Source organism: Streptomyces griseoviridis, assembly GCF_005222485.1.
GTDB classification, from domain to species: Bacteria; Actinomycetota; Actinomycetes; order Streptomycetales; family Streptomycetaceae; genus Streptomyces; species Streptomyces hintoniae.
Genome location: NZ_CP029078.1, coordinates 7,685,761 through 7,707,370, shown reverse-complemented (window position 1 = coordinate 7,707,370; position 21,610 = coordinate 7,685,761). Strand labels below are relative to the sequence as shown.

The following is a 21,610-nucleotide window of genomic DNA, read 5'->3' as shown; positions in this document are numbered from 1 at the left end:
CGGTACCGGGGGTGCGGGGGCCTGCCGCGCGCTGGTCGAGCGTCACGCCGCCTCCTCCACTTCGAAGAGGCGACGGGGGCGGGGCCGGCCCAGGGCGCTCAGCGCGGCGTCGGCCGCGCTGACACCGCTGCGAACCGCACTCTCCATGGTCGCGGGCCACCCGGTGGCGGTCCACGCTCCGGCCAGGTAGAGGCCGGGTGCCTTGGTGCGGGCGCCGGGCCGCAGCCGTCCGACGCCGGGGGTGGGGGCGAACGTCGCCGTGCGCTCCCGGGTGACGAAGAAGTCCCGCACCTCGGCGCCGCGGGCACCGGGCAGCAGTCGTTCCAGTTCGGGCAGGTAGCGCTCGCGCAGGGCGGCGACGGGCGCGTCGATGTCGTCCTGGGCGGCGGACTGCGAGACGGCGAGGTACTGGCCGCTGGTGAGTCCTGAGGCGTCGGTGCGGTCGAAGACCCACTGCACCGGGGTGCCGAGGGCCGCGAAGAAGGGGCGGGTGAGGACGGTGCGGTCGTAGACGACGTGCACGTTCAGGATCGGCGCGGTGCCGATCTCCAGGAGCCGTTGGGGGTCGTCGAGGGCGCCGGGCGGCAGCAGGTCGTGCGCCTCGCGCTGCGGCACGGCGAGCACGACGGCGTCCGTGCGCAGTTGCTCGCCCGGTACCTGGACGCTCCACCGGCCGTCCCCGTCACGGGAGACGGCGTTGACGCGGGTGCGGGTCTCGGTCCGCACGCCCGCGGCGTCGAGGGCCTCGCGGGCCAGCCGGTCGTGCAGGTCGCCCAGCGGGACCTTGGCCCAGCCGATGTCGGCGGCGCCCGGCTCGGAGAGCAGGCCGGTCTTGAACACCATCGCGGCGAGCGCGAGCGAGCAGTCGCCCGCGACGGCGTTGAGGGTGGCCACGCCGACCAGGTCCCACAGGGCCTCGACGGCACGCGCCGACTGGCCGTGGGCGGTCAGCCAGCCGCCGAAGTCCTGGCTGTCGAGGGCCGGATCGGTGAGGTCGAGCCCTTTGAGGGCGAGCGCGGCCCTGCCGACCTTCGCGCGGTCGGCGAGCGAGAGGTGCGGGTAGGCGGCGAGGCTGCGCCCCAGGTGCAGGGGGACCGGCAGGGGGTCGCGGCGGAGCCTGCCGAGCCGGCGTCCCTCGGGGCGGTCCAGGTCGAGAACGGGCACGTCGAGACGATCCTGCAGCGGCGCGAGCGCCGTCCCGCCGATCCGGTCGAGGAACCAGCGGTAGGCGGTGCAGCAGCGCATGTACACGTGCTGTCCGTTGTCCACGGTCAGCTCGCCGCGCCGGAAGGAGAAGGCCAGTCCGCCCAGCCGGGGGCGGCCCTCGACGAGGGTGACCCGCACCCCCGCGTCGGCGAGGGCGAGGGCGGCAGTGACACCGGCCAGCCCGCCGCCGATCACGACGGCGTCCTTGCCGTGGCCCGCGGGCGCCCCGGTGCCCGGTCCGCCTGACGCCTTGCCGTCGGTCATCGCGCGTCCTCCCCCGCCCGGCCGCCGTTCGGGAACGCGGCGGGGCCCGCCGTCGCCGTCAGGGACGCGGTGCGCGGGCGCGGGGTTGCCCGCCGCCGTGCGCCGGGGCGGGTGTCGTCGTGCGGGTGGCGCATCAGGCACGCCTCCTGACGGTCCGCCGCGTCACGTGCCGGGTGTCGAGGCCCGAGAGGCCGCGGACGGCGACGTACGCCTTCTCGCGTCCCGGCAGCGAGACCCGGCCGCGCAGCACGGCCTCCGGGTCGCGTTCGATGCGGTCGAGCAGCCTGCGGTAGATGCCGGCCATGGCGGCGACGCAGGCGCCGCTGCGCCGGTCGAGCATCGGCAGCAGCCGGTAGCCCTCGGCGAAGAGGGCGCGGGCCCGCCGCACCTCGAAGTGGACGAGGCCCGCGAAGTCGGAGCCGTCAGGGGGGAGGGGGCCGTCGAACCCGGCGGAGCAGCCGAATTTGGCGAGGTCGTCGGCGGGCAGGTAGGTGCGGCCGCCCTCGGCGTCCTCGCGGACGTCCCGCAGGATGTTGGTGAGCTGGAGCGCGAGGCCGAGGGTGTCGGCGTACTCCGGCGCGCGTTCGGCGCCTCGCGCGCCCGGTTCGGTGCCGAACACGCCGAGCGACAGCCGCCCGATGGCGCCGGCCACGCACCGGCAGTAGACCTTCAGGTCGTCCCAGGTCTCGTACCGCTCGCCGCGCACGTCCATCAGGACGCCGTCGATCAGCTCGTCGAGGCCGCCGAGCGGTACCGGGAAGACGTCGGCGGTGTGGGCGAGGGCGACCGCGACCGGGTCGGTGTCGTCCTCGGCGACCTCGCCGGCCCGCACCCGGGTGAGCAGCGCCCGGGTCTCCTCCAGGCGTTCCGCCTTCACCGGGTTCGGCAGCGCGCCGTCACCGATGTCGTCGACGCGCCGGGAGAACGCGTACAGCGCGGACATCGCGCGCCGCTTCGGCGTGGGCAGCAGCCTGATGCCGTACGCGAAGTTGCGGGCCTGCTGTCCTGTGACGGCCTCGCAGTACCGGTAGGCGGCGAGTACCGGTGCGGACACGAGCTGCTGTTCCGACTCCACGGTCCGGATCACCCCTTTCCTCGCAGCGTCACGCCCGCCTCGCGCAGCAGCTGGAACCTGCCGGCTCTGGGCGGGCCGGGAAGTACGTCGTACTCGGCGGCGACGATCGCGCGGACCGCCGCTCTCCCCCCAGCCACGAATCCCGCGAGCAGCAGCTTCAATCTGCCGTGGACGCTACCCACGAGGGGGGCGCCTTCATTCAGCAGGCCGACGGCGCGTTCTGTTTCGTATGCGACCAGCGCGCGCACCGACGCGCCCGCGTGGTCGGTGGCGAGATCGCTCTCCCGCACGTGGAAGCGCTTCATGTCCTCGGCGGGCAGATAGATACGGTCACGGCCGAGATCCTCGGCGACATCCTGCACGTGTTCGACGATCTGTAGTGCGGTGCAGATCGCGTCCGAAAGGCGGATCCGCTCGGGGGTCGAGGTGCCGGTCACGGCGAGCACGAGACGGCCGACGGGGTTGGCGGACAGCTCGCAGTAGGCGAGCAGGTCGTCGTACGTCTCGTAGCGGGTGACCAGCTGGTCCTGGCGGTTCGCGGCGATCAGCCCGAGGAACGGCTCGGGGGTGAGGGCGCGGCGGCGGACCGTGGGCTGGAGGCGGCGCAGCAGGGGGTGGCGCGGGGTGGAGTCGAAGACACGGCCGAGGTCGGCCTCGAACGCGTCGAGCATCAGCAGCCGGTCGTCGGCGTCCTCTGGCTCGACACCGAGGAGGCGGGCGTCGGCGCCGCCGGGGGCCAGGTCGCCGTCGCCGATGTCGTCGACGAGGCGGGCGAAGCCGTAGACGGCCATCAGGTCGTCGCGCCAGGCCCTGGGCAGGAAGAAGGGGGCCACCGGGAAGTTCTCGGCGGCCGCCTTGTCGAGGGTGTCGCGCTCCGGGTCCGCGGGGCGGGACGTGCGGGTTCCGGTCATCGTCGGCCGCCCGTGGCGGGGACGGCACGTGCTGCGCGAAGCCGGGGAGTTTCCGTAGCCATTGCCGTCACATCTCCCGTTCTACACTGCGGACCCAATACACACTATTTCGGACACGCCGCCCGACCGTGCGCGCGGCCTGCTCGATCGAGGGTGTCGCGCGTTATCGCCCCGATTGCCGCGATTCAGCACCGGACCAGCTTACGTTGTACAACGCAACGAGGATCGTCGGGGTGTCCCGCACATCACAACAACACACCGATTGGCCTCAAGATTCCTGCGCCGAGGCCGAGTTGACACTTCCTTTGCAGACGCGGGGCCCCGCCGGAGGAGTCCGGCGGGGCCCCGCGTGGGCTGCGGTCGTCCGGGGGGCTACTTGCCCGTGAACTTCTCGTACTCCTTGAGGACCTCGTCGGTGGGTCCGTCCATCCGCAGTTCGCCGCGTTCGAGCCAGAGCACCCGGTCGCAGGTGTCCCGGATGGACTTGTTGTTGTGGCTGACCAAAAAGACCGTGCCGGCCTCCTTGCGCAGTTCCCTGATGCGCTGCTCGGAGCGCTTCTGGAACTTGCGGTCGCCGGTGGCGAGCGCCTCGTCGATCATGAGGACGTCATGGTCCTTGGCGGCGGCGATGGAGAACCGCAGCCGGGCCGCCATGCCGGAGGAGTAGGTGCGCATCGGCAGGGTGATGAAGTCGCCCTTCTCGTTGATGCCCGAGAAGTCGACGATGCCCTGGTAGCGCGCCATGATCTGCTCGCGGGACATGCCCATGGCGAGCCCGCCCAATATGACGTTCCGCTCGCCCGTCAGATCGTTCATCAGGGCCGCGTTCACACCGAGCAGGGAGGGCTGGCCGTCGGTGTAGACCTTGCCGCGCTCGGCGGGCAGCAGCCCGGCGATGGCGCGCAGCAGGGTCGACTTGCCCGAGCCGTTCGAGCCGATCAGGCCGATCGCCTCGCCCCGGTAGGCGACGAAGGAGACGCCACGGACGGCGTGCACCTTGCGCACGCCGCGGGCGGTGTCGTCGGAGCCGCGCTTGATGATGCGGCTGAGGGCGGCGGTGGCGCTGCCCTTGCCGGTCTTGGCGCCGTTGACGCGGTAGACGATGTGCAGTTCGTCGGCGATGACCGTCGGGACGGGGGCACCCGTCCGCCCGGTCTCCTGGTGCTCAGCCACGGCCGTACCTCTCCTCCGCCTTCCAGAAGTACACGAACCCGCCCACGGCGAGCAGCAGGGCCCAGCCGCCGGCGAGCGCCCAGACGTGGTCGGGGAGGTTGGCGGCCGAGTAGTCCTCGATCAGCGCGAAGCGCATCAGGTCCATGTAGATGGAGGCCGGGTTCACCTGGAGGATGTCCGCCACCCACCGCGGCTTGTCCTCCAGCATGATCGGGATGGAGAACATCACGCCGGACGCGTACATCCACGTCCGCATCACGAACGGCATCAGCTGCGCGAGGTCGGGGGTCTTCGCGCCGGCCCGCGCCATGATCAGGGCGAGGCCGGTGTTGAAGAGGAACTGGAGCACCAGCACCGGCACGATCAGCAGCCAGGACAGGTCGGGGATGCTGCCGAAGCCGATGGCGACCGCGAACAGCACGATCATCGAGAACATCAGCTGCTGGAGCTGCTGGAGCGAGAACGAGATCGGCAGCGAGGCGCGCGGGAAGTGCAGCGCCCGCACCAGGCCGAGGTTTCCGGAGATCGCGCGCACGCCCGCCATCACCGAGGACTGCGTGAAGGTGAACACGAAGACGCCGGTGACCAGGAAGGGGATGTACACGTCTCGGGACATGCCCCGGTCGGCCTTGAGGATCAGGCCGAAGATGAAGAAGTAGACGGCCGCGTTGAGCAGCGGCGTCGCCACCTGCCAGAGCTGGCCGAGCTTCGCCTGGCTGTACTGGGCGGTCAGCTTCGCCCGCGAGAAGGCGAGGATGAAGTGGCGCCGGTCCCAGAGCTGGCGGACGTACTCGACGAGCGAGGGCCGGGCGCCGCTCACGGTGAGCCCGTACCGGTCGGCAAGCTGGGCCGACGTGAGGCCGTCGTCGGGCGACACGGGCGTGCCGAGGGCGACCGTGCCGTCGTGCGTTGTCTCACTCACCAGGGGAAACACTTTCGTCTTCGGAATGCGCAGCGGGTGCGGACATGACATGGGGTCCGGACCCCGGACCGGGGCCGGACTCCCACGGGGACGAGCTTGTCAGATGACGGGGGGTCGGCCCAGCCGGGTCAGCCGCCACACCGTACGCCACTTCATGGGCCTGCGGGGTCCGCAGGGGGTGTTCCAGCCCTCCCTGAACCCGCCGAACCACGCCTTCAGGGCGGGACGCGAGGGCCGGCGCAGCAGCGTGAGCAGCATCCAGACGCCGAGGTAGACCGGGACCAGGGGCGCGGGGAGGTTGCGGCGGGCCAGCCAGACCCGGTTGCGGGCCACCATGCGGTGGTAGACCGCGTGCCGGGAGGGAGCCGTCGTGGGGTGGTACAGCACCATGTCGGAGCGGTAGTCGATCATCCAGCCGGCGTCGAGCGCGCGCCAGGCGAGGTCGGTCTCCTCATGGGCGTAGAAGAACGCGTCGGGCAGGGCGCCCGCCTCGGCGAACACCTGGGTGCGGACGGCGTTGGCGCCGCCGAGGAACGTGGTGACCCGGGAGGAGCGCATCGGGTCGGCGGCGCGCAGCCGCGGCACGTGCCTGCGCTGGGTGGCCCCGGTGTCGGGGTCGGCGATGCGGAAGCTGATGATGCCGAGCTTCGGGTCGGCCGCGAAGGCCTGGCGGCAGAGTTCGGCGGTGTCGTGCTGGGCGAGCAGTCCGTCGTCGTCGAGGAAGAGGAGCACGTCGACGTCGCGGCCGCTGGGGCCGAACGCCTCGATGCCGATGTTGCGGCCGCCGGGGATGCCGAGGTTCTCGGGCAGCTCGACGGTCCTGACGTTGTCGGGGACGTCGGGGACGGGTGAGCCGTTGCCGACGACGACGGTGCTCACCGGGTCGCCGTCCTGCTTGGCGATCGAGTCGAGCAGAGCGCGCAGCTCCTCGGGGCGGTTGCCCATGGTGATGATGACGGCGCCGACCTTCATGGCGGTCACCGCAGCCTGCTCGACGCGAGGATGGAGACCAGGTGCAGCAGGGTCTGGAGCAGGGCGATGCCGGCCAGCACGGCGACCCCGAGGCGGGAGAAGAAGAAGTCGCCGCGGATCTGGTCGACGACGGCCAGGGCCAGGATCAGCAGGGACGCCTCGATGCCGAGGATCAGCCGGTGGAACTTGAAGGCGGCGGCGGCCCGGCGGGCCAGGGCCATGCCGGAGGAGCGCATCTCGGCGGCGGCCTCCTTGACCGGCGGCAGACCGCCCTGGTGACGGGCGACGCCGACCAGGTCGGTCTCGGCCTTGATCAGGATGGCGCCGAGGGCGGCCAGGGTGCCGAGGAAGGCCCACAGCCAGTCGATGCGGCCGCTGCCCCACAGGTCGGCGGCGCGCAGCCCGAAGCCGACCAGGACGGCCGCGTCGGTCAGATAGGCGCCGACCCGGTCGAGGTAGACGCCGCCGAGCGAGAACTGCTGCTTCCAGCGGGCGACTTCGCCGTCGACGCAGTCGAGCAGCAGGTACATCTGGACGCAGAACACCCCGAGGACGGCGCCGGTGATCCCCGGCACCAGGAGGGCCGGGGCGGCGAGGACGCCGAAGACGGTCATCAGGTAGGTGAGCTGATTGGGCGTGACCCTGGTGTTCACCAGGTAGCGGTCGACGCGCAGGGAGACCTCTCGCATGTAGAGGCGCCCCATCCAGTGCTCACCGCTGCGCCGGTCCTTCACCCCCGCGGGGTGGACGACCGGGCGGAGTTCAGCTACCGATGGCCTTGACATAGTCGGCGTAGGTGTCCTTGATCTGGTCGGTCTTGAGGTCGAGGTGTTCGAGGATGGTGTAGCGGCCGGGCCTGGTCTCGGGGGCGAACTCGACGGCGCGCACGAACTCCGCGACCGTGAAGCCGATCTCCTCCGGGAGCACCGGCAGTCCGTGCCCGCGCAGCACCCGGGCCATCTCCGCGGCCTGGTCGTGGGCTCCGCGCAGATACATCGCGAAGGCCGCGCCGAGGCCGCACTGCTCGCCGTGGCTGGCGGCGCGCTTGGGGTAGAGCAGGTCGAAGGCGTGGTTGATCTCGTGGCAGGAGCCGGAGGCGGGGCGTGAGTCGCCCGAGATCGACATGGCGACGCCGGTGAGGACCAGGGCCTCGGCGAGTACCTGGAGGAAGTCGTTGTCGCCGATGCCGCCCGGGTGCCTGAACACCGCCTCGCCCGCCTGGCGGGCCATGGCGGCGGCGAGGCCGTCGATCTTCTCGCCCTTGACCCGGTTGGCCAGCTCCCAGTCCGCGATGGCGTTGATGTTGGAGATGGCGTCGCCGATCCCGGCGCGCACGAACCGCGCCGGGGCCTCGCGGATGATGTCCAGGTCGACCACGACGGCGATCGGGTTGGGCACTCCGTAGGAGCCGCGTCCCGCGTCGTTGTCGAGGGTGGCGACCGGTGAACAGAGGCCGTCGTGCGCGAGGTTGGTGGGCACGGCGACCAGCGGCAGGCCGACCCGGGCCGAGGCGAACTTGGCGCAGTCGATGATCTTGCCGCCGCCGAGCCCGACGACGGCGTCGTAGTGTCCCGCCTTTATGTCGCCGGCCAGCCGGACGGCGTCGTCGAGGGTGCCGCCGCCGACCTCGTACCAGGTGGCGCCGGGCAGCGAGGGGGCGAGGCGGGCGCGCAGCCGGGCGCCCGAGCCGCCGCTGACGGCGACCGCGAGCCGGCCCGAGTGCGAGATGCGCTCGTCGGCGAGGACACCGGCGAGGTCGTCGAGGGCACCGGGGCGGATGTCCACGACGAGCGGCGAGGGGATCAGCCGGGTCAGTACAGGCATGCGATCTCCCGTCCGCGGGCGAGATCGTCGTGGTTGTCGATCTCCACCCACTGGACGTCGCCGATCGGCGCGACGTCGATGCGGAAGCCGCGGTCGACCAGCTCCTGGTAGCCGTGCTCGTAGAACTGCTGCGGGTCGCTCTCCCACACGGTCTTCAGGGCGTGGGCCAGTTCGGGGGCGGCGTCGCCCTCGATGAGGGTGACGCCGATGTACTCGCCGGTGGCCTCGGCGGGGTCCATCAGCTTGGTGATCTTCGTCATGCCCTTGGCGGGGTCGACGACGACCTTCATCTCCTCGTCGGCGAGGTCCTTGACCGTGTCGACGGCGAGGATGATCTTCCGCCCCGCACCGCGGGCCGCGAGCAGCGTGTGCTCCACGGAGACCGGGTGCACGGTGTCGCCGTTGGCGAGGATCACGCCGTCCTTGAGGGCGTCCCGGCCGCACCACAGGGAGTAGGCGTTGTTCCACTCCTCGGCCTTGTCGTTGTCGATCAGGGTGAGCGTGAGGCCGTACTTCGCCTCCAGCTCCTCCTTGCGCGCGTAGACGGCTTCCTTGCGGTAGCCGACGATGACGGCGACCTCGGTCAGACCGATCTCGGCGAAGTTGCCGAGGGTCAGGTCGAGGACCGTGATCGAGTCCTCTATGCCCGCGGGCCCCACCGGCACCAGCGCCTTGGGCAGGCTGTCGGTGTAGGGGCGCAGACGCCGTCCGGCGCCGGCCGCGAGCACGAGGCCGATCATGCGGTTTCTCCTTCATCGTGTACGGCGGGCGCGCCCCCGAGGTGGGAGGCCACCCAGAAGCGGATGCTCTCGACGAGCACCAGCAGGGCCACGGCCACGGCGAGAACCGTGAGCGCGACCGTGAACTGCGAGGCGCTGAGCACGGTGGCGAGGACGACGACGAGCAGGGTGCGGCCCTCGTGCCCCCCGATGGCGCGCACCAGCCAGGCCGGCGGCGCTCCGGCGTCACCGCGGATGCGGTACACCGTGTCGTAGTGATGGTAGGCGACGGCGGCCACCAGCCCGAAAGCCGCAGGAAGCGCTCCGTTCACGTCCGCCTCGGCCGCGAGCACCAGGACGGTGACGTACTCGGCGGCCCGGAAGAAGGGGGGCACCAGCCAGTCGAGGGCGCCCTTGAGGGGGCGCGCGACGGCCGCGGCGGAGGCGAGGACGGAGAGCACCGCGCAGCCGACGGTGGCCCAGGCGGCGCCCCAGACCAGGGCCGGGACGACGACGAGCAGGGCGGCGAGGGCCGCGGCGACGGCGGCCGGGAGACGGAGGCGGCCGGCGCCCGCCCGTACCAGGAGCGTGCTGAGCGGGCCGCTGTCGGCGAGGTCGGCCAGCGCCTCGGCGGCCCGGTCGGTGCGCCGCGCCTTGCGGGTCACCGACCGCAGCACCCGGCCCGCGGTGGTGTAGCCGGCGGCGAGGGCGCAGCCGACGAGCAGGACGTAGAAGGTGAGACGCGGGGTGGTCACCGCCGTCAGGACGGCGATCATCGCCCAGCGCTCGCCGATCGGCAGGACGATCATCCGGCGCACCCAGACCGTCCAGCCGACGCTGTCGAGCTTGTCGGAGAGGGCGGCGGTGGGGCTGGTGTTGGCACTGGCGTCGTGGTTCGCCTCGTTGAAGGAGAAGTCGACCACGTGCCGGCAGGTCTGGAGGATCATCGCGCCGAGCGCGAGGGCCCAGACGTCGTCGCCGCCGCGGGCCGCGCCGAGCGCGAGTCCCGCGTAGTAGGCGTACTCCTTGGCCCGGTCGAAGGTGGCGTCGAGCCAGGCGCCGAGGGTGGAGTACTGGAGGGAGTAGCGGGCGAGCTGGCCGTCGGTGCAGTCGAGCACGAAGGACGCGATCAGCAGCACGCCCGCCGCGACGAAGCCGGCGCGGGTGCCGGTGGCCGCGCAGCCCGCCGCGATCAGCGCGGTGAGCAGGGAGGCGGTGGTGACCTGGTTGGGGGTCAGTCCGCGACGGGCGCACCAGCGGGCCAGGTAGCGGGAGTAGGGGCTGATGAAGAAGGTGGTGAAGAAGCCGTCGCGGGCCTTCACGGCCGACTTCAGGCGGACGGCCTCGTCGTCCACGGCGGACACGGCCTGCCGTATCTCGTTGCGGGCCTGCGGGTCGGCCGGTACGGCGGCGACCAGGCTGCCGAGGTCGGGGCGGCGCACCTCGGCGCCGTCGCCGTCCAGGGCGGTGACGACACGGTCGGGGAGGCTGTCGACGGCGACGGCGGTGGCGCCGCCCGCGGAGGTCTCCCGGGCCAGCGCGCGGACCAGTTGCCTGCGGGCGGCGGGCTGCGCGGTGACGGCGCCGGGGATCGCGGCGAGCGGGAACCGCGGATCGGTGAGGCCGAGGCGCAGCGCGTGCACATGGCCGACGAAGCGGGCGTCGACGACGGCGACCCGGTCCTCGCCCGGCACCTGCGCCAGCAGCGTCTCCGCGTCGCTGGTGTGCGCGGCGACCTTGACGTCGAAGCCGAGGGAGCGCAGATCACCCTCGATCGACGATCCGGGCACCGGCTGGCCGGTGAGGATGGCGGTCGACAACGGACTCACTCCCTGGGTGCCGACGCGCGGGCGCCGGTCATGAGCATGTGGGGACGCCCCTTGGCTGCACCAGGCGGGCGGCGTGTCGGCAGAGGTTATCGGATCGCCGCGGACGGCCGTTCACCGCCCGTTCACGGGCCGATCAGCACCGTCTTCACCGGCCTTTGCCGAGATCATCATCGGTGATCGGGGGCTCCGTCGACAAACCGCGCTCCCAGACCGGGCATCCGGGACATCGGGGCGCCGCGCCGCCCTCGCGGGCAGGTGGGCGCGAGGGGCCCCGCGGGGGACTGAGGCTGCCCTGACCTGCGCTTCGTTTTCGCAGGTCAGGGCATATGACAACGGTGTTCAGTGCCGCGTTGCCGGATACCCCCTGCCCGTAGTTCACTGTGACGCAGGACCGAGGGAGACCGCAGGGAAGGAGGGCTGCCGCCATGGGGGCTGGGCATGACCACGGGCACGGGCACACGCACGCGCCGACCACGGGGACGGCGGCCGCCGCGTACCGCGGGCGGCTGCGGGTAGCGCTGTCGATCACGCTCATGGTGATGGTGGTCGAGGTGGTCGGCGGGCTGCTCGCCGACTCGCTGGCGCTGGTCGCGGACGCGGCGCACATGGCCACGGACGCCCTGGGACTCGGCATGGCGCTGCTCGCGATCCACTTCGCGAACCGGCCGGCCACCGGCAACCGCACCTTCGGCTTCGCCCGCGCGGAGATCCTGGCCGCGCTCGCCAACTGCCTGCTGCTGCTCGGCGTCGGCGGCTATGTGCTGGTGGAGGCGGTCCAGCGGTTCGTCACGCCGGCCGACACCGAGGGCGGGCTGACGATCGTCTTCGGCGCGATCGGCCTGGTCGCCAACATGGTGTCGCTGACCCTGCTGGTGCGCGGCCAGCGGGAGAGCCTGAACGTGCGCGGGGCGTTCCTGGAGGTGGCGGCGGACGCGCTGGGCTCGCTCGCGGTGATCATCTCCGCGGTGGTGATCCTGACCACGGGCTGGCAGGCGGCCGACCCGATCGCCTCCCTGGTCATCGGTCTGATGATCGTGCCGCGCACGTTGAAGCTGCTGCGCGAGACCCTGGACGTGCTCCTGGAGACGGCGCCCAAGGGCGTCGACATGGCGGAGGTCCGCTCCCATCTGCTGGGCCTCGACGGCGTCGAGGACGTCCACGACCTGCACGCCTGGACGATCACCTCCGGCATGCCGGTGCTCTCCGTGCACGTGGTCGTGCGCTCGGACGTGCTCAGCGCGATCGGCCACGAGAAGATGCTGCACGAACTCCAGGAGTGCGTCGGCGACCACTTCGACGTCGAGCACTGCACCTTCCAGCTGGAGCCGCGCGGGCACGCCGAACACGAGGCGAAGCTCTGCCACTGAGAGGGCGGCGCCCACCGGGGGCGCGCGTTCCACTTGACGCGCGCCTGCGGTTCGCCCTTCACCACCCTTGGTCGCCCACAGGACATGCGGGCACGCCGGTAAGTGCCGGGAGCGCCTGATTCGTACGGCAGACTGGGGGCGCGAAGACCGATGCGAAGGATGGGTATGCCGATCACTCCTGCCACCGCGACGCACAGTTCGTCGAACGGCACCGCGGACGCGATCTTGCTGGAACTGGTAGACGAGGACGGCGTCACGATCGGCACCGCGGAGAAGCTCGCCGCCCACCAGCCACCGGGCCAGCTGCACCGCGCCTTCTCCGTCTTCCTCTTCGACGAGCGCGGCCGGCTGCTCCTCCAGCGCCGGGCGCTCGGCAAGTACCACTCCCCCGGTGTGTGGTCCAACACCTGCTGCGGCCACCCCTACCCCGGTGAGGCGCCGTTCGCGGCGGCGGCCCGGCGCACCCACGAGGAGCTGGGGGTGTCGCCGTCGCTGCTCGCGGAGGCCGGCACGGTCCGCTACAACCACCCGGACCCGGCGTCGGGCCTGGTCGAGCAGGAGTACAACCATCTATTCATCGGCCTGGTCCAGGCCGAGCTGCGGCCGGACCCGGAGGAGGTCGGGGAGACCGCGTTCGTGACCCCGGCCGAGCTGGCCGAGCGGCACGCGACCGGCGCCTTCTCGGCCTGGTTCATGACGGTCCTGGACGCGGCCCGCCCCGCGGTCAGGGAGCTGACGGGCCCGTCGGCCGGCTGGTGACGGCTATCCCCCGGGCTTGAGCGGCAGGGCGACCCAGATCACCTTGCCGCCGCCCGCGGTGTGCTCGACGTCGCAGACCCCGCCCGCCTCCCGGGCGATCTCGCCGACCAGCAGCAGCCCGCGCCCGCCGGTCCTGCCGTGGTCGGCCTCCAGGGCGGTCGGACGGTAGGGGTGGTTGTCCTCCACCGAGATCCGCACCCACTCCGGGCCGACGGCGACCTCCACCGCGAGGGTCGGCGAGAGCAGGGCCGCGTGCTTGACCACGTTGGTGATCAGCTCGGAGACGATCAGCAGCAGCCCCTGCGTCAGCTCGTCGGAGACCGGCACGCCCTGGCGCTGGAGCAGATCCCGCACCGCGTGCCTGGCCTGCGGGACCGACGCGTCGACGGCGGGCGCCGTGAACCGCCAGACCCCTTCGTAGGGCAGCGGATCGCGCGCTCCGGGTCCCGGAAACCCCTCCGCCCCCCGGTCCGGGCGTGGACCGGACCCGCGCCCCTGGTTCTCCATCGTCCGGTCGCCGCCCTCGCGCTCGATTGTCACCACACGTCGAAGTGTTGGCAACGGCGGACCCGGCTCCCGATGACTGAACAGAAGTCAGCGGGTATCGAACACTTCTGATCACCCGCGCAAGAGGTGGTCGGCCGCACGACCGCTCCTGTCCGTCCCGTACCACCTTCAGGAACGAACGGGCAGCTCCCGACGCCCGCCCCTCCTTGATCACCGCACCCTGGGGGCGGTTAGCATCCGGCACATGGAGCCCCAGTTGCTGCACGACGTCACCGACGCGGTCGCCACCGTCGTCATCGACCATCCCGCCAAGCGCAACGCCATGACGGCCGCGATGTGGGCCGCGCTGCCGCCGCTGCTCGACCGGCTCGCCGCCGATCCCGGCGTACGGGCCCTGGTGCTCACCGGGGCCGGCGGGACGTTCTGCGCCGGGGCCGACATCTCGACGCTGCGCGGCTCCTCGGCGACCGCGCAGGGGCTCGCGGTGGCGGCGGAGGAGGCGCTCGCCGCGTTCCCCAAGCCGACCCTGGCCGTGATCCGCGGCCACTGCGTGGGCGGCGGAGCGCAGTTGGCGGCCGCCTGCGATCTGCGGTTCGCCGAGCGGGGCGCGCTGTTCGGGGTGACCCCGGCGAAGCTCGGGATCGTCTATGCGGCCTCCTCCACGCGCAGGCTGGTGGCGCTGGTGGGTCCCGCCGCCGCCAAGTACCTTCTGTTCTCGGGCGAGTTGATCGACACCGAGCGGGCGCTGCGCACCGGGATGGTCGACGAGGTGCTGCCCGACGCCGAACTCACCAAGCGGGTCGCGGAGTTCACCGCGATCCTGGCGTCCCGGTCGCAGCTGACGCAGGCGTCGGCGAAGGAGTTCGCCGACGGACGCACCGACCGCGACGCGCACTGGACGGAGCAGGCGCGCGGCAGCGGCGAGACCGCGGAGGGCGTCAGCGCCTTCCTTGAGCGCCGGGCCCCGCGCTTCACCTGGACTACGACGGGATGAACCGGCTTGCCTCGCGGGCCCGTTCCACGAGGTGCGCGGGCGCCTTCTGCGGGGACCCGGCGTCGTAGGGCGGTTGCGGGTCGTACTCGGTCAACAGCTGCACCGCCTGGGCGTGTTCGTCGCCCGCGATCCGGCCGAGCAGGGTCAGGCCCATGTCGATGCCGGACGACACACCGGCCGCGGTGACGTACTTGCCGTCCGTCACCACCCGCTCGCCGGTGGGCTCGGCGCCGAACGGCCTCAGGGAGTCGAGGGCCAGCCAGTGCGAGGTCGCGCGGCGGCCCCTGAGGAGTCCGGCGGCGGCGAGCAGCAGGGAGCCGGTGCACACCGACGTCGTCCAGGTGCTGGTGGCGTCGGCGGCGCGCAGCCACTCCAGCAGGACCTCGTTGTCCATCTGGGCGGTCTGCCCCGGGCCGCCGGGGACGACCACGATGTCGGGGCGCGGCACCTCGGCGAGGGTCAGGTCGGCGACGAGCGCGAGGTTCCCGGTGTCGGTGCGGACGGGTCCGGTCTCCTCGGCGACGAAGACGGTCCGCGCGTCCGGGAGCCGGCCGAGGGTCTCGTAGGGTCCGACCGCGTCAAGGGCGGTGAAGCGGTCGAAGAGGACGACGGCGATCTGCATCGGCTTTCCTAACGGTGGGCGGGTGCGGGACGAAAGCGGCGGCGGTACTCGGCGGGCGGGGTGCCGAGCGCCTTGAGGAAGGCGCGGCGCATCGCCTCGGGGGTGCCGTAGCCGCTGGCGCGGGAGATCTCCTCGACACCGTCGCCGGTGTCCTCCAGGAGGCGGCGGGCGTGTTCGACCCGGACCTGGTCGACGTAGCGGCCCGGGGTGACGCCGGTCTCCGCCTCGAAGGCGCGGGCGAAGTGCCGGGGCGAGAGGGCGGCGCGGGCGGCGAGGGCGTCCACGCTCAGGTCGTCGGCGGGGTGCTCGGTGATCCACTGCTGGACCTCGCGCAGCGGCTCGCGGCGGGCGGTCTGGGCGGCGAGCTGGACGCTGAACTGGGCCTGGTTGCCCGGCCTGCGCAGGAACACCACCAGGTGCCTGGCGACGGTCAGGGCCGTCCGGCGGCCGAGGTCCTCCTCCACCAGCGCGAGCGCGAGGTCGATGCCCGAGGTGACGCCCGCCGAGGTGGCGACCGGGCCGTCCCGCACATAGATCGGGTCGGGGTCGACCTCGACGGCCGGGTGGTCGCGGGCGAGGGTCTCGCAGTACGCCCAGTGGGTGGTGGCGCGGCGGCCGTCCAGCAGTCCCGCGGCGGCGAGCGCGATGGCTCCGGTGCAGACCGAGACGAGGCGGTCGGCGCGGGGGCCGTGGACGCGCAGCCACTCCACGAGGCGGGGGTCGAGGTCGCGGGTGCCCACGCCGCCCGGCACCAGCAGGGTGTGCGGGGCGGCCTCCTCGCCGAGGCCGAGGCGGCCGTCGGGGTCGGGACGGCCGGGACCGCCGAGGGCTGCCAGGGTGCCGTCAGGTACCAGGGTCAGGCCGCTCGACGCGCGGACGGGGGCGCCGTCGAGGGACGCGGTGCGGATGCGGTAGCTGCCCGGCACGGCCGTCTCGGCGCCGGCGAAGACCTCCACGGGACCGGTGACGTCCAGGCTCTGGACGCCGTCGAAGAGAAGGACGAGAACCGTGCGCTGCCTCATGCCCCGATTCTCGGCGGGCCCCGGGAGGTCCGCAACGACGTGTTCCCCACCTTTTCTGCCATCGCCCGCCCGGCTTCCGCCCTTCTCGCACCCGGCCCTTCTGGACGTACCAACCAGTCGGTAACGTGCGGGGCATGACTACCGCCGCTCTGGAGCCGCGCGCCGGCCGCCGCTGTCACAACCCGCTGAACACCCTGCACTCCACCCTGTTCTTCTCCCCCGACCTGGCCACGGAGATGGGGGCGCTCGGCATCACCGACCCCCGGGCGGTCAACTTCGCCACCCGGGCCGCGGCGATGGGGCGGGTCGGCGCCGGGACCGTCACCGCGGCCTTCTACAACTACCGGTACGAGCTGGTCGCCCGGCACGTGCCCGCCGTCTGGGACATCGCGGGGCCCGACGCGGTCCTCGCCGCACGCGCGCGTGCCGTCGACGCGACCCTGCGACGGCTGCTCGGCGTGGACGCCCTCGCCTCGCCCGAGCTGGCGGAGGCCGCCGCCCTCGCGCTGCGCGCCACCGAGGCGTGCGGGCGCCCCGGACGGCCGCTGTACGCCGCCCACGCCGACCTGCCGGTCCCCGAGGAGGCGCACCTCGCCCTCTTCCACGCCGCGACGCTGCTGCGCGAGCACCGCGGCGACGGACACCTCGCGGCGCTGACCGCCGCCGGGCTCGACGGCCTGGAGGCGGTGGTGACGCACACCGCGACCGGCCGCGGCATGACCCCCAAGTGGGTCCTGAACACGCGCGGTTGGCGCCAGGACGACTGGGACGCGGCGAGCGGACGGCTGCGCGGGCGCGGACTGCTGGACGGCGAAGGCGAACTGACCGAGGCGGGCGCCGCGCTGCGGGCCGGCGTCGAGGCGGAGACGGACCGGCTGGACCGGGCGCCCTACGAACACCTCGGCGCCGACGGGGTGGCCCGGCTGACCGAACTGGGCACGGTGTTCGCGCGGGCCGCGGCCGCGGCCGGCGCGTTCCCCGGCGACCTGCTCGGCAAACGGTGAGCGGGCGCGGGGCCGCGGCCGCCGGGCCCGCGCCGCGAAGCCCCGCGCCCTGAGCCACGGTTGTCGGTGCCACCTGCCACAATTGCGGCGCAACCTCAGTGAGAAGGCGGTACGGGATCGTGACGACACCCGGGTCCCTGGAGACAGGGTCCATCGAAGGCAGGATCGCCGAGGAGCTCGGCGTACGGGAGCGGCAGGTCAGGGCTGCCGTGGAACTGCTGGACGGCGGTTCGACGGTGCCCTTCATCGCCCGCTACCGCAAGGAAGCGACCGAGATGCTCGACGACGCGCAGCTGCGCACGCTCGAGGAGCGGCTGCGCTACCTGCGCGAGCTGGAGGAGCGCCGGACGGCGATCCTGGAGTCGGTGCGCGAGCAGGGCAAGCTCACCGAGGATCTGGAGGCGCGGATCCGGAGCGCCGAGACCAAGGCGCGCCTGGAGGACATCTACCTGCCGTTCAAGCCGAAGCGGCGCACCAAGGCGCAGATCGCGCGGGAGGCCGGGCTCGAACCGCTGGCGGAGGGGCTGCTCGGCGATCCGACCGTCACGCCGCTGACCGCGGCGGCCGCCTTCGTGGACGCCGACAAGGGCGTCGCCGATCCGCAGGCCGCCCTGGACGGCGCGCGGGCCATCCTCACCGAGCGGTTCTCGGAGGACGCCGACCTGATCGGCGAGTTGCGCGAGCGGATGTGGGTGCGCGGGCGGCTGGCCGCCAAGGTGCGCGAGGGCAAGGAGGAGGCGGGCGCGAAGTTCGCCGACTACTTCGACTTCGCGGAGCCGTTCACCGACCTGCCCTCGCACCGGATCCTCGCGATGCTGCGCGGCGAGAAGGAGGAGGTCCTCGACCTCGTCCTGGAGCCCGAGGAGGCGACCGAGGGCCCGTCCTCGTACGAGGGCGTCGTGGCGCACCGCTTCGGTGTCGCGGACCGCGGGCGTCCCGGTGACAAGTGGCTCCAGGACACGGTCCGCTGGGCCTGGCGCACCCGCATCCTGGTGCACCTCGGCCTCGACCTGCGGCTGCGGCTGCGCACCGCCGCCGAGGACGACGCCGTCCAGGTGTTCGCGGCGAACCTGCGCGACCTGCTGCTCGCCGCCCCGGCCGGCACCCGCGCGACGCTCGGCCTCGACCCCGGTTTCCGCACCGGTGTGAAGGTGGCGGTGGTGGACGCGACGGGCAAGGTCGTCGCCACCGACGTCATCCACCCGCACGTCCCGGCCAACCGGTGGGACGAGGCGATCGCCAAGCTGGCCCGGCTGGCCGCCGCGCACGCGGTCGAGCTGGTCGCGATCGGCAACGGCACGGCGTCCCGCGAGACGGACAAGCTCGCCGGTGAACTGATCACCAGGCACCCGGAGTTGAACCTCACCAAGGTGATGGTGTCGGAGGCGGGCGCCTCCGTGTACTCGGCCTCCGCGTTCGCCTCGCAGGAACTGCCCGACATGGACGTGTCGCTGCGCGGCGCGGTCTCCATCGCGCGCCGGCTCCAGGACCCGCTGGCCGAACTGGTGAAGATCGACCCCAAGTCGATCGGGGTCGGCCAGTACCAGCACGACCTGTCCGAGGTGAAGCTGTCGCGTTCGCTCGACGCGGTGGTGGAGGACTGCGTGAACGGCGTGGGGGTGGACGTCAACACGGCCTCCGCGCCGCTGCTCGCACGGGTCTCCGGCATCACCTCGGGCCTGGCGGAGAACATCGTGGCGCACCGGGACGCCAACGGCCCGTTCACCGGCCGCCGGCAGCTCAAGGACGTCTCGCGGCTCGGCCCGAAGGCGTACGAGCAGTGCGCGGGGTTCCTGCGGATCCGCGGCGGCGACCCGCTGGACGCGTCGAGCGTGCACCCGGAGGCGTATCCGGTGGTGCGCAGGATGGTGAAGACGTCGGGCCAGGAGGTCGGGGCGCTGATCGGCAACACCTCGGTGCTGCGGTCGCTGAAGCCGGACGACTTCGTGGACGAGACGTTCGGTCTGCCGACGGTGAGCGACATCCTCAAGGAGCTGGAGAAGCCCGGCCGCGACCCGCGTCCGGCGTTCCGGACGGCCACCTTCAAGGAGGGCGTCGAGAAGCTCTCCGACCTCGAGTCCGGGATGGTCCTCGAAGGCGTCGTCACCAACGTGGCCGCGTTCGGGGCGTTCGTGGACATCGGTGTCCACCAGGACGGCCTGGTGCATGTCTCCGCGATGTCGAGGACGTTCGTGAAGGACCCCAGGGACGTGGTGAAGCCGGGTGACATCGTCAAGGTGAAGGTCCTGGACGTCGACATCCCGCGCAAGCGCGTCTCGCTGACGCTGCGCCTCGACGACGAGGCGGCCCCGCAGGACGGCGGCGACGGCAGGCCGCAGCGCGGTGGCCGCGGCGGCGGGCGCCCGCCCCAGCAGCGGCAGCGCCAGCAGCAGGGCGGTGGCGGTGGCGGCGGCAACGGCAACGGCGGTGGCGCCAAGGGCGCCGGTGGCAAGGGCGGCGACCGCGGTGGCCGGGGCGGTGGCCAGCGGCAGGCGGCTCCGCCCGCCAACAGCGCGATGGCGGACGCCCTGCGCCGGGCGGGCCTCGTCGACCCGAAGAACGGCCGCCGCTGACCTCGGCGGGCCCGGGGTGCGCACACGGTCGTCGCGCCCCGGGCCCCTGGTCGGGGGACCGGCCGGTGCGCCACCGGCCGGTCGCGGGTCACCGCTCGGTGACCTTGCCGTCGGCGACCTCCAGGCGGCGGGTCACCTGGACCGCGTCCAGCATGCGGCGGTCGTGGGTGACGAGGAGCAGCGTCCCCTCGTAGGCGTCGAGAGCGGACTCCAACTGCTCGATGGCCGGCAGGTCGAGGTGGTTGGTGGGCTCGTCGAGGACCAGCAGGTTGACGCCGCGGCCCTGGAGCAGCGCGAGGGCGGCGCGGGTGCGCTCGCCCGGGGAGAGGCCGCTCGCCGGGCGCAGCACATGGTGGGACTTCAGGCCGAACTTCGCCAGCAGGGTGCGGACCTCGGCCGGTTCGGTGTCCGGGACGGCCGCGCCGAACGCGTCGAGCAGCGACTCGGTGCCGTGGAAGAGCCGGCGGGCCTGGTCGACCTCGCCGACCAGCACACCCGGGCCCAGCGCGCAGCCGCCCGCGTCCAGCGGGATCCGGCCGAGGAGCGCGCCGAGCAGGGTCGACTTGCCCGCGCCGTTGGCACCGGTGACCGCGACCCGGTCCGCCCAGTCGATCTGGAGCGAGACCGGTCCGAACGTGAAGTCGCCGCGCCGCACCTCGGCGTCCCGCAGGGTGGCCACGACGGCGCCCGAGCGTGGCGCCGACGCGATCTCCATGCGCAGCTCCCACTCCTTGCGGGGTTCCTCGACGACGTCGAGGCGCTCGATCATCCGCTGGGTCTGGCGGGCCTTCGCGGCCTGCTTCTCGCTGGCCTCGCTGCGGAACTTGCGGCCGATCTTGTCGTTGTCGTTCGCGGCCTTGCGGCGGGCGTTCTTGACGCCCTTGTCCATCCAGGAGCGCTGGGTCTGCGCCCGGTCCTGGAGGGCGGAGCGCTTGTCGGCGTACTCCTCGTAGTCGTCGCGGGCGTGCCTGCGGGCCACCTCGCGCTCCTCCAGATAGGCCGCGTAGCCGCCGCCGTAGAGGTTGATCTGCCCCTGGGCCAGGTCGAGTTCGAGGACCTTGGTGACAGTGCGGGTGAGGAACTCCCGGTCGTGGCTGACCACGACGGTGCCGGCCCGCAGGCCGCTCACAAAGCGTTCGAGGCGTTCGAGGCCGTCGAGGTCGAGGTCGTTGGTGGGCTCGTCGAGGAGGAAGACGTCGTAGCGGGAGAGCAGCAGGGAGGCGAGGCCCGCGCGGGCGGCCTGGCCGCCGGAGAGGGCGGTCATGGGCTGGTCGAGGCCGACGGTCAGGCCCAGCGAGGCGGCGGTCTCCTCGGCGCGTTCGTCCAGGTCGGCGCCGCCCAGGTCGAGCCAGCGCTCCAGGCTGGTGGCGTAGGCGTCGTCGGCGCCGGGTGCGCCGTCGACGAGCGCCTGGGTGGCCTCGTCCATGGTGCGCTGGGCCTCGTCGACCCCGGTGCGGCGGGCCAGGAAGGCGCGGACGGTCTCGCCCGGCCGGCGGTCCGGCTCCTGCGGGAGGTGGCCGACGGTCGCGGTCGGCGGGGACAGCCCCAGCTCCCCCGACTCCGGTGCGAGGAGCCCGGCGAGCATCCGGAGCAGGGTGGACTTGCCCGCGCCGTTGGCACCGACGAGACCGATCACGTCCCCGGGCGCGACGACGAGGTCGAGTCCGGCGAAGAGGGAGCGGTCGCCGTGCCCGGCGGCGAGGTTCTTGGCGACGAGGGTGGCAGTCATCAGGCGCCGATCCTAACCGTCCGGCGCGGGGCGCCCCCGGGCGATCCCGGCGGCCGGGCCCGGGGCGTCCGGCGGCCGGACCGCGGGGCGTCCGACGGCCGGGACCGGCGTGCCCGGGGCCGCTCGCCGCGCCGTCGC

General features: G+C 72.9%; 20 protein-coding genes. 5 read left to right on the top strand and 15 right to left on the bottom strand.

The genetic code is table 11. The features are described from left to right. Nucleotides 1-42: 42 nt before the first annotated feature. From hpnE to DDJ31_RS33315, 11 genes are all read right to left on the bottom strand, one after another. Entirely contained in the window at nt 43-1,470 is a 1,428-nt protein-coding gene (gene hpnE / locus DDJ31_RS33365; protein ID WP_127176684.1) for a hydroxysqualene dehydroxylase HpnE, read from the bottom strand. Continuing rightward, nucleotides 1,467-1,604: a DUF6380 family protein gene (locus tag DDJ31_RS33360; protein WP_164784846.1), complete on the bottom strand. Its 138-nt coding sequence runs from the start codon at nt 1,602-1,604 to the stop codon at nt 1,467-1,469. Before DDJ31_RS33360 ends, hpnE begins: the two co-directional genes overlap by 4 nt. Next, complete coding sequence (hpnD, locus tag DDJ31_RS33355; protein ID WP_171480936.1) at nt 1,604-2,557, bottom strand: presqualene diphosphate synthase HpnD; 954 nt, start codon at nt 2,555-2,557, stop codon at nt 1,604-1,606. Before hpnD ends, DDJ31_RS33360 begins: the two co-directional genes overlap by 1 nt. Further along, nucleotides 2,554-3,456 carry a squalene synthase HpnC gene (hpnC, locus tag DDJ31_RS33350; RefSeq protein ID WP_127176685.1) on the bottom strand — a complete coding sequence of 301 codons (903 nt, stop codon included), beginning with the start codon at nt 3,454-3,456 and terminating at the stop codon, nt 2,554-2,556. Before hpnC ends, hpnD begins: the two co-directional genes overlap by 4 nt. A 372-nt stretch (nt 3,457-3,828) precedes the next feature. Continuing rightward, nucleotides 3,829-4,629: an ABC transporter ATP-binding protein gene (locus DDJ31_RS33345; RefSeq protein WP_127176686.1), complete on the bottom strand. Its 801-nt coding sequence runs from the start codon at nt 4,627-4,629 to the stop codon at nt 3,829-3,831. Continuing rightward, complete coding sequence (locus DDJ31_RS33340) at nt 4,622-5,551, bottom strand: ABC transporter permease (protein WP_127176687.1); 930 nt, start codon at nt 5,549-5,551, stop codon at nt 4,622-4,624. The genes DDJ31_RS33345 and DDJ31_RS33340 overlap by 8 nt, the downstream gene beginning before the upstream one ends. Before the next feature lie 99 nt (nt 5,552-5,650). Next, nucleotides 5,651-6,523 carry a glycosyltransferase family 2 protein gene (locus tag DDJ31_RS33335; protein WP_127182486.1) on the bottom strand — a complete coding sequence of 291 codons (873 nt, stop codon included), beginning with the start codon at nt 6,521-6,523 and terminating at the stop codon, nt 5,651-5,653. 5 nt (nt 6,524-6,528) lie between these two features. Next, nucleotides 6,529-7,308 carry a CDP-alcohol phosphatidyltransferase family protein gene (locus tag DDJ31_RS33330; RefSeq protein WP_127176688.1) on the bottom strand — a complete coding sequence of 260 codons (780 nt, stop codon included), beginning with the start codon at nt 7,306-7,308 and terminating at the stop codon, nt 6,529-6,531. Beyond that, nucleotides 7,286-8,347: an iron-containing alcohol dehydrogenase family protein gene (locus tag DDJ31_RS33325; protein WP_127176689.1), complete on the bottom strand. Its 1,062-nt coding sequence runs from the start codon at nt 8,345-8,347 to the stop codon at nt 7,286-7,288. The genes DDJ31_RS33330 and DDJ31_RS33325 overlap by 23 nt, the downstream gene beginning before the upstream one ends. Beyond that, entirely contained in the window at nt 8,335-9,087 is a 753-nt protein-coding gene (locus DDJ31_RS33320) for a sugar phosphate nucleotidyltransferase (RefSeq protein WP_127176690.1), read from the bottom strand. The genes DDJ31_RS33325 and DDJ31_RS33320 overlap by 13 nt, the downstream gene beginning before the upstream one ends. Further along, the gene (locus tag DDJ31_RS33315; protein ID WP_127176691.1) at nt 9,084-10,886 is read right to left on the bottom strand and encodes a DUF5941 domain-containing protein; all 1,803 of its coding nucleotides are present in this window, start codon (nt 10,884-10,886) and stop codon (nt 9,084-9,086) included. Before DDJ31_RS33315 ends, DDJ31_RS33320 begins: the two co-directional genes overlap by 4 nt. Nucleotides 10,887-11,320: 434 nt before the next feature. Here DDJ31_RS33315 and DDJ31_RS33310 point away from each other — a divergent pair, with 434 nt between their 5' ends. Both DDJ31_RS33310 and idi read left to right on the top strand, forming a co-directional pair. Further along, complete coding sequence (locus DDJ31_RS33310) at nt 11,321-12,262, top strand: cation diffusion facilitator family transporter (protein ID WP_127176692.1); 942 nt, start codon at nt 11,321-11,323, stop codon at nt 12,260-12,262. Between the two features lie 165 nt (nt 12,263-12,427). Next, nucleotides 12,428-13,021: an isopentenyl-diphosphate Delta-isomerase gene (gene idi, locus DDJ31_RS33305; protein ID WP_127176693.1), complete on the top strand. Its 594-nt coding sequence runs from the start codon at nt 12,428-12,430 to the stop codon at nt 13,019-13,021. Between the two features lie 3 nt (nt 13,022-13,024). Here the strand turns inward: idi and DDJ31_RS33300 are convergent, their stop codons facing one another. Continuing rightward, the gene (locus tag DDJ31_RS33300) at nt 13,025-13,528 is read right to left on the bottom strand and encodes an ATP-binding protein (protein WP_127182487.1); all 504 of its coding nucleotides are present in this window, start codon (nt 13,526-13,528) and stop codon (nt 13,025-13,027) included. 244 nt (nt 13,529-13,772) lie between these two features. Between DDJ31_RS33300 and DDJ31_RS33295 the strand changes: the two genes are divergently transcribed. Further along, nucleotides 13,773-14,522, top strand: a complete 750-nt coding sequence (locus tag DDJ31_RS33295) for an enoyl-CoA hydratase/isomerase family protein (RefSeq protein ID WP_127176694.1) — start codon at nt 13,773-13,775, stop codon at nt 14,520-14,522. Here the strand turns inward: DDJ31_RS33295 and DDJ31_RS33290 are convergent. Both DDJ31_RS33290 and DDJ31_RS33285 read right to left on the bottom strand, forming a co-directional pair. Beyond that, a complete protein-coding gene (locus tag DDJ31_RS33290; RefSeq protein ID WP_127176695.1) occupies nt 14,509-15,144 on the bottom strand; it encodes a DJ-1/PfpI family protein in 636 nt (211 codons plus the stop codon). The two genes, DDJ31_RS33295 and DDJ31_RS33290, sit on opposite strands and share 14 nt — an antisense overlap. Nucleotides 15,145-15,152: 8 nt before the next feature. Then, nucleotides 15,153-16,166, bottom strand: a complete 1,014-nt coding sequence (locus DDJ31_RS33285) for a GlxA family transcriptional regulator (RefSeq protein WP_127176696.1) — start codon at nt 16,164-16,166, stop codon at nt 15,153-15,155. Nucleotides 16,167-16,300: 134 nt separating this feature from the next. Between DDJ31_RS33285 and DDJ31_RS33280 the strand changes: the two genes are divergently transcribed. Beyond that, nucleotides 16,301-17,170 (top strand): SCO6745 family protein, encoded by an 870-nt coding sequence (locus DDJ31_RS33280; protein ID WP_127176697.1) that lies wholly within the window; start codon nt 16,301-16,303, stop codon nt 17,168-17,170. A 119-nt stretch (nt 17,171-17,289) separates the two neighbouring features. Continuing rightward, on the top strand, nt 17,290-19,743 hold the full coding sequence (locus DDJ31_RS33275; protein ID WP_127176698.1) for a Tex family protein: 2,454 nt from the start codon (nt 17,290-17,292) through the stop codon (nt 19,741-19,743). Between the two features lie 88 nt (nt 19,744-19,831). On the opposite strand, the gene DDJ31_RS33270 is transcribed toward DDJ31_RS33275, so the two are convergent. After that, nucleotides 19,832-21,472, bottom strand: coding sequence for an ABC-F family ATP-binding cassette domain-containing protein (locus DDJ31_RS33270; RefSeq protein ID WP_127176699.1), 1,641 nt, complete (start codon nt 21,470-21,472; stop codon nt 19,832-19,834). Nucleotides 21,473-21,610: the final 138 nt, after the last annotated feature.

Coding starts and splice junctions, on each gene's coding strand:
- hpnC (WP_127176685.1), bottom strand. CDS start 3,456: ATGACCGGAACCCGCACGTCCCGCCCCGCGGACCCGGAGCGCGACACC.
- hpnE (WP_127176684.1), bottom strand. CDS start 1,470: ATGACCGACGGCAAGGCGTCAGGCGGACCGGGCACCGGGGCGCCCGCG.
- idi (WP_127176693.1), top strand. CDS start 12,428: ATGCCGATCACTCCTGCCACCGCGACGCACAGTTCGTCGAACGGCACC.
- DDJ31_RS33360 (WP_164784846.1), bottom strand. CDS start 1,604: ATGCGCCACCCGCACGACGACACCCGCCCCGGCGCACGGCGGCGGGCA.
- DDJ31_RS33295 (WP_127176694.1), top strand. CDS start 13,773: ATGGAGCCCCAGTTGCTGCACGACGTCACCGACGCGGTCGCCACCGTC.
- DDJ31_RS33325 (WP_127176689.1), bottom strand. CDS start 8,347: ATGCCTGTACTGACCCGGCTGATCCCCTCGCCGCTCGTCGTGGACATC.
- DDJ31_RS33330 (WP_127176688.1), bottom strand. CDS start 7,308: ATGTCAAGGCCATCGGTAGCTGAACTCCGCCCGGTCGTCCACCCCGCG.
- DDJ31_RS33300 (WP_127182487.1), bottom strand. CDS start 13,528: ATGGAGAACCAGGGGCGCGGGTCCGGTCCACGCCCGGACCGGGGGGCG.
- DDJ31_RS33280 (WP_127176697.1), top strand. CDS start 16,301: ATGACTACCGCCGCTCTGGAGCCGCGCGCCGGCCGCCGCTGTCACAAC.
- DDJ31_RS33310 (WP_127176692.1), top strand. CDS start 11,321: ATGGGGGCTGGGCATGACCACGGGCACGGGCACACGCACGCGCCGACC.
- DDJ31_RS33320 (WP_127176690.1), bottom strand. CDS start 9,087: ATGATCGGCCTCGTGCTCGCGGCCGGCGCCGGACGGCGTCTGCGCCCC.
- DDJ31_RS33285 (WP_127176696.1), bottom strand. CDS start 16,166: ATGAGGCAGCGCACGGTTCTCGTCCTTCTCTTCGACGGCGTCCAGAGC.
- DDJ31_RS33270 (WP_127176699.1), bottom strand. CDS start 21,472: ATGACTGCCACCCTCGTCGCCAAGAACCTCGCCGCCGGGCACGGCGAC.
- DDJ31_RS33290 (WP_127176695.1), bottom strand. CDS start 15,144: ATGCAGATCGCCGTCGTCCTCTTCGACCGCTTCACCGCCCTTGACGCG.
- DDJ31_RS33335 (WP_127182486.1), bottom strand. CDS start 6,523: ATGAAGGTCGGCGCCGTCATCATCACCATGGGCAACCGCCCCGAGGAG.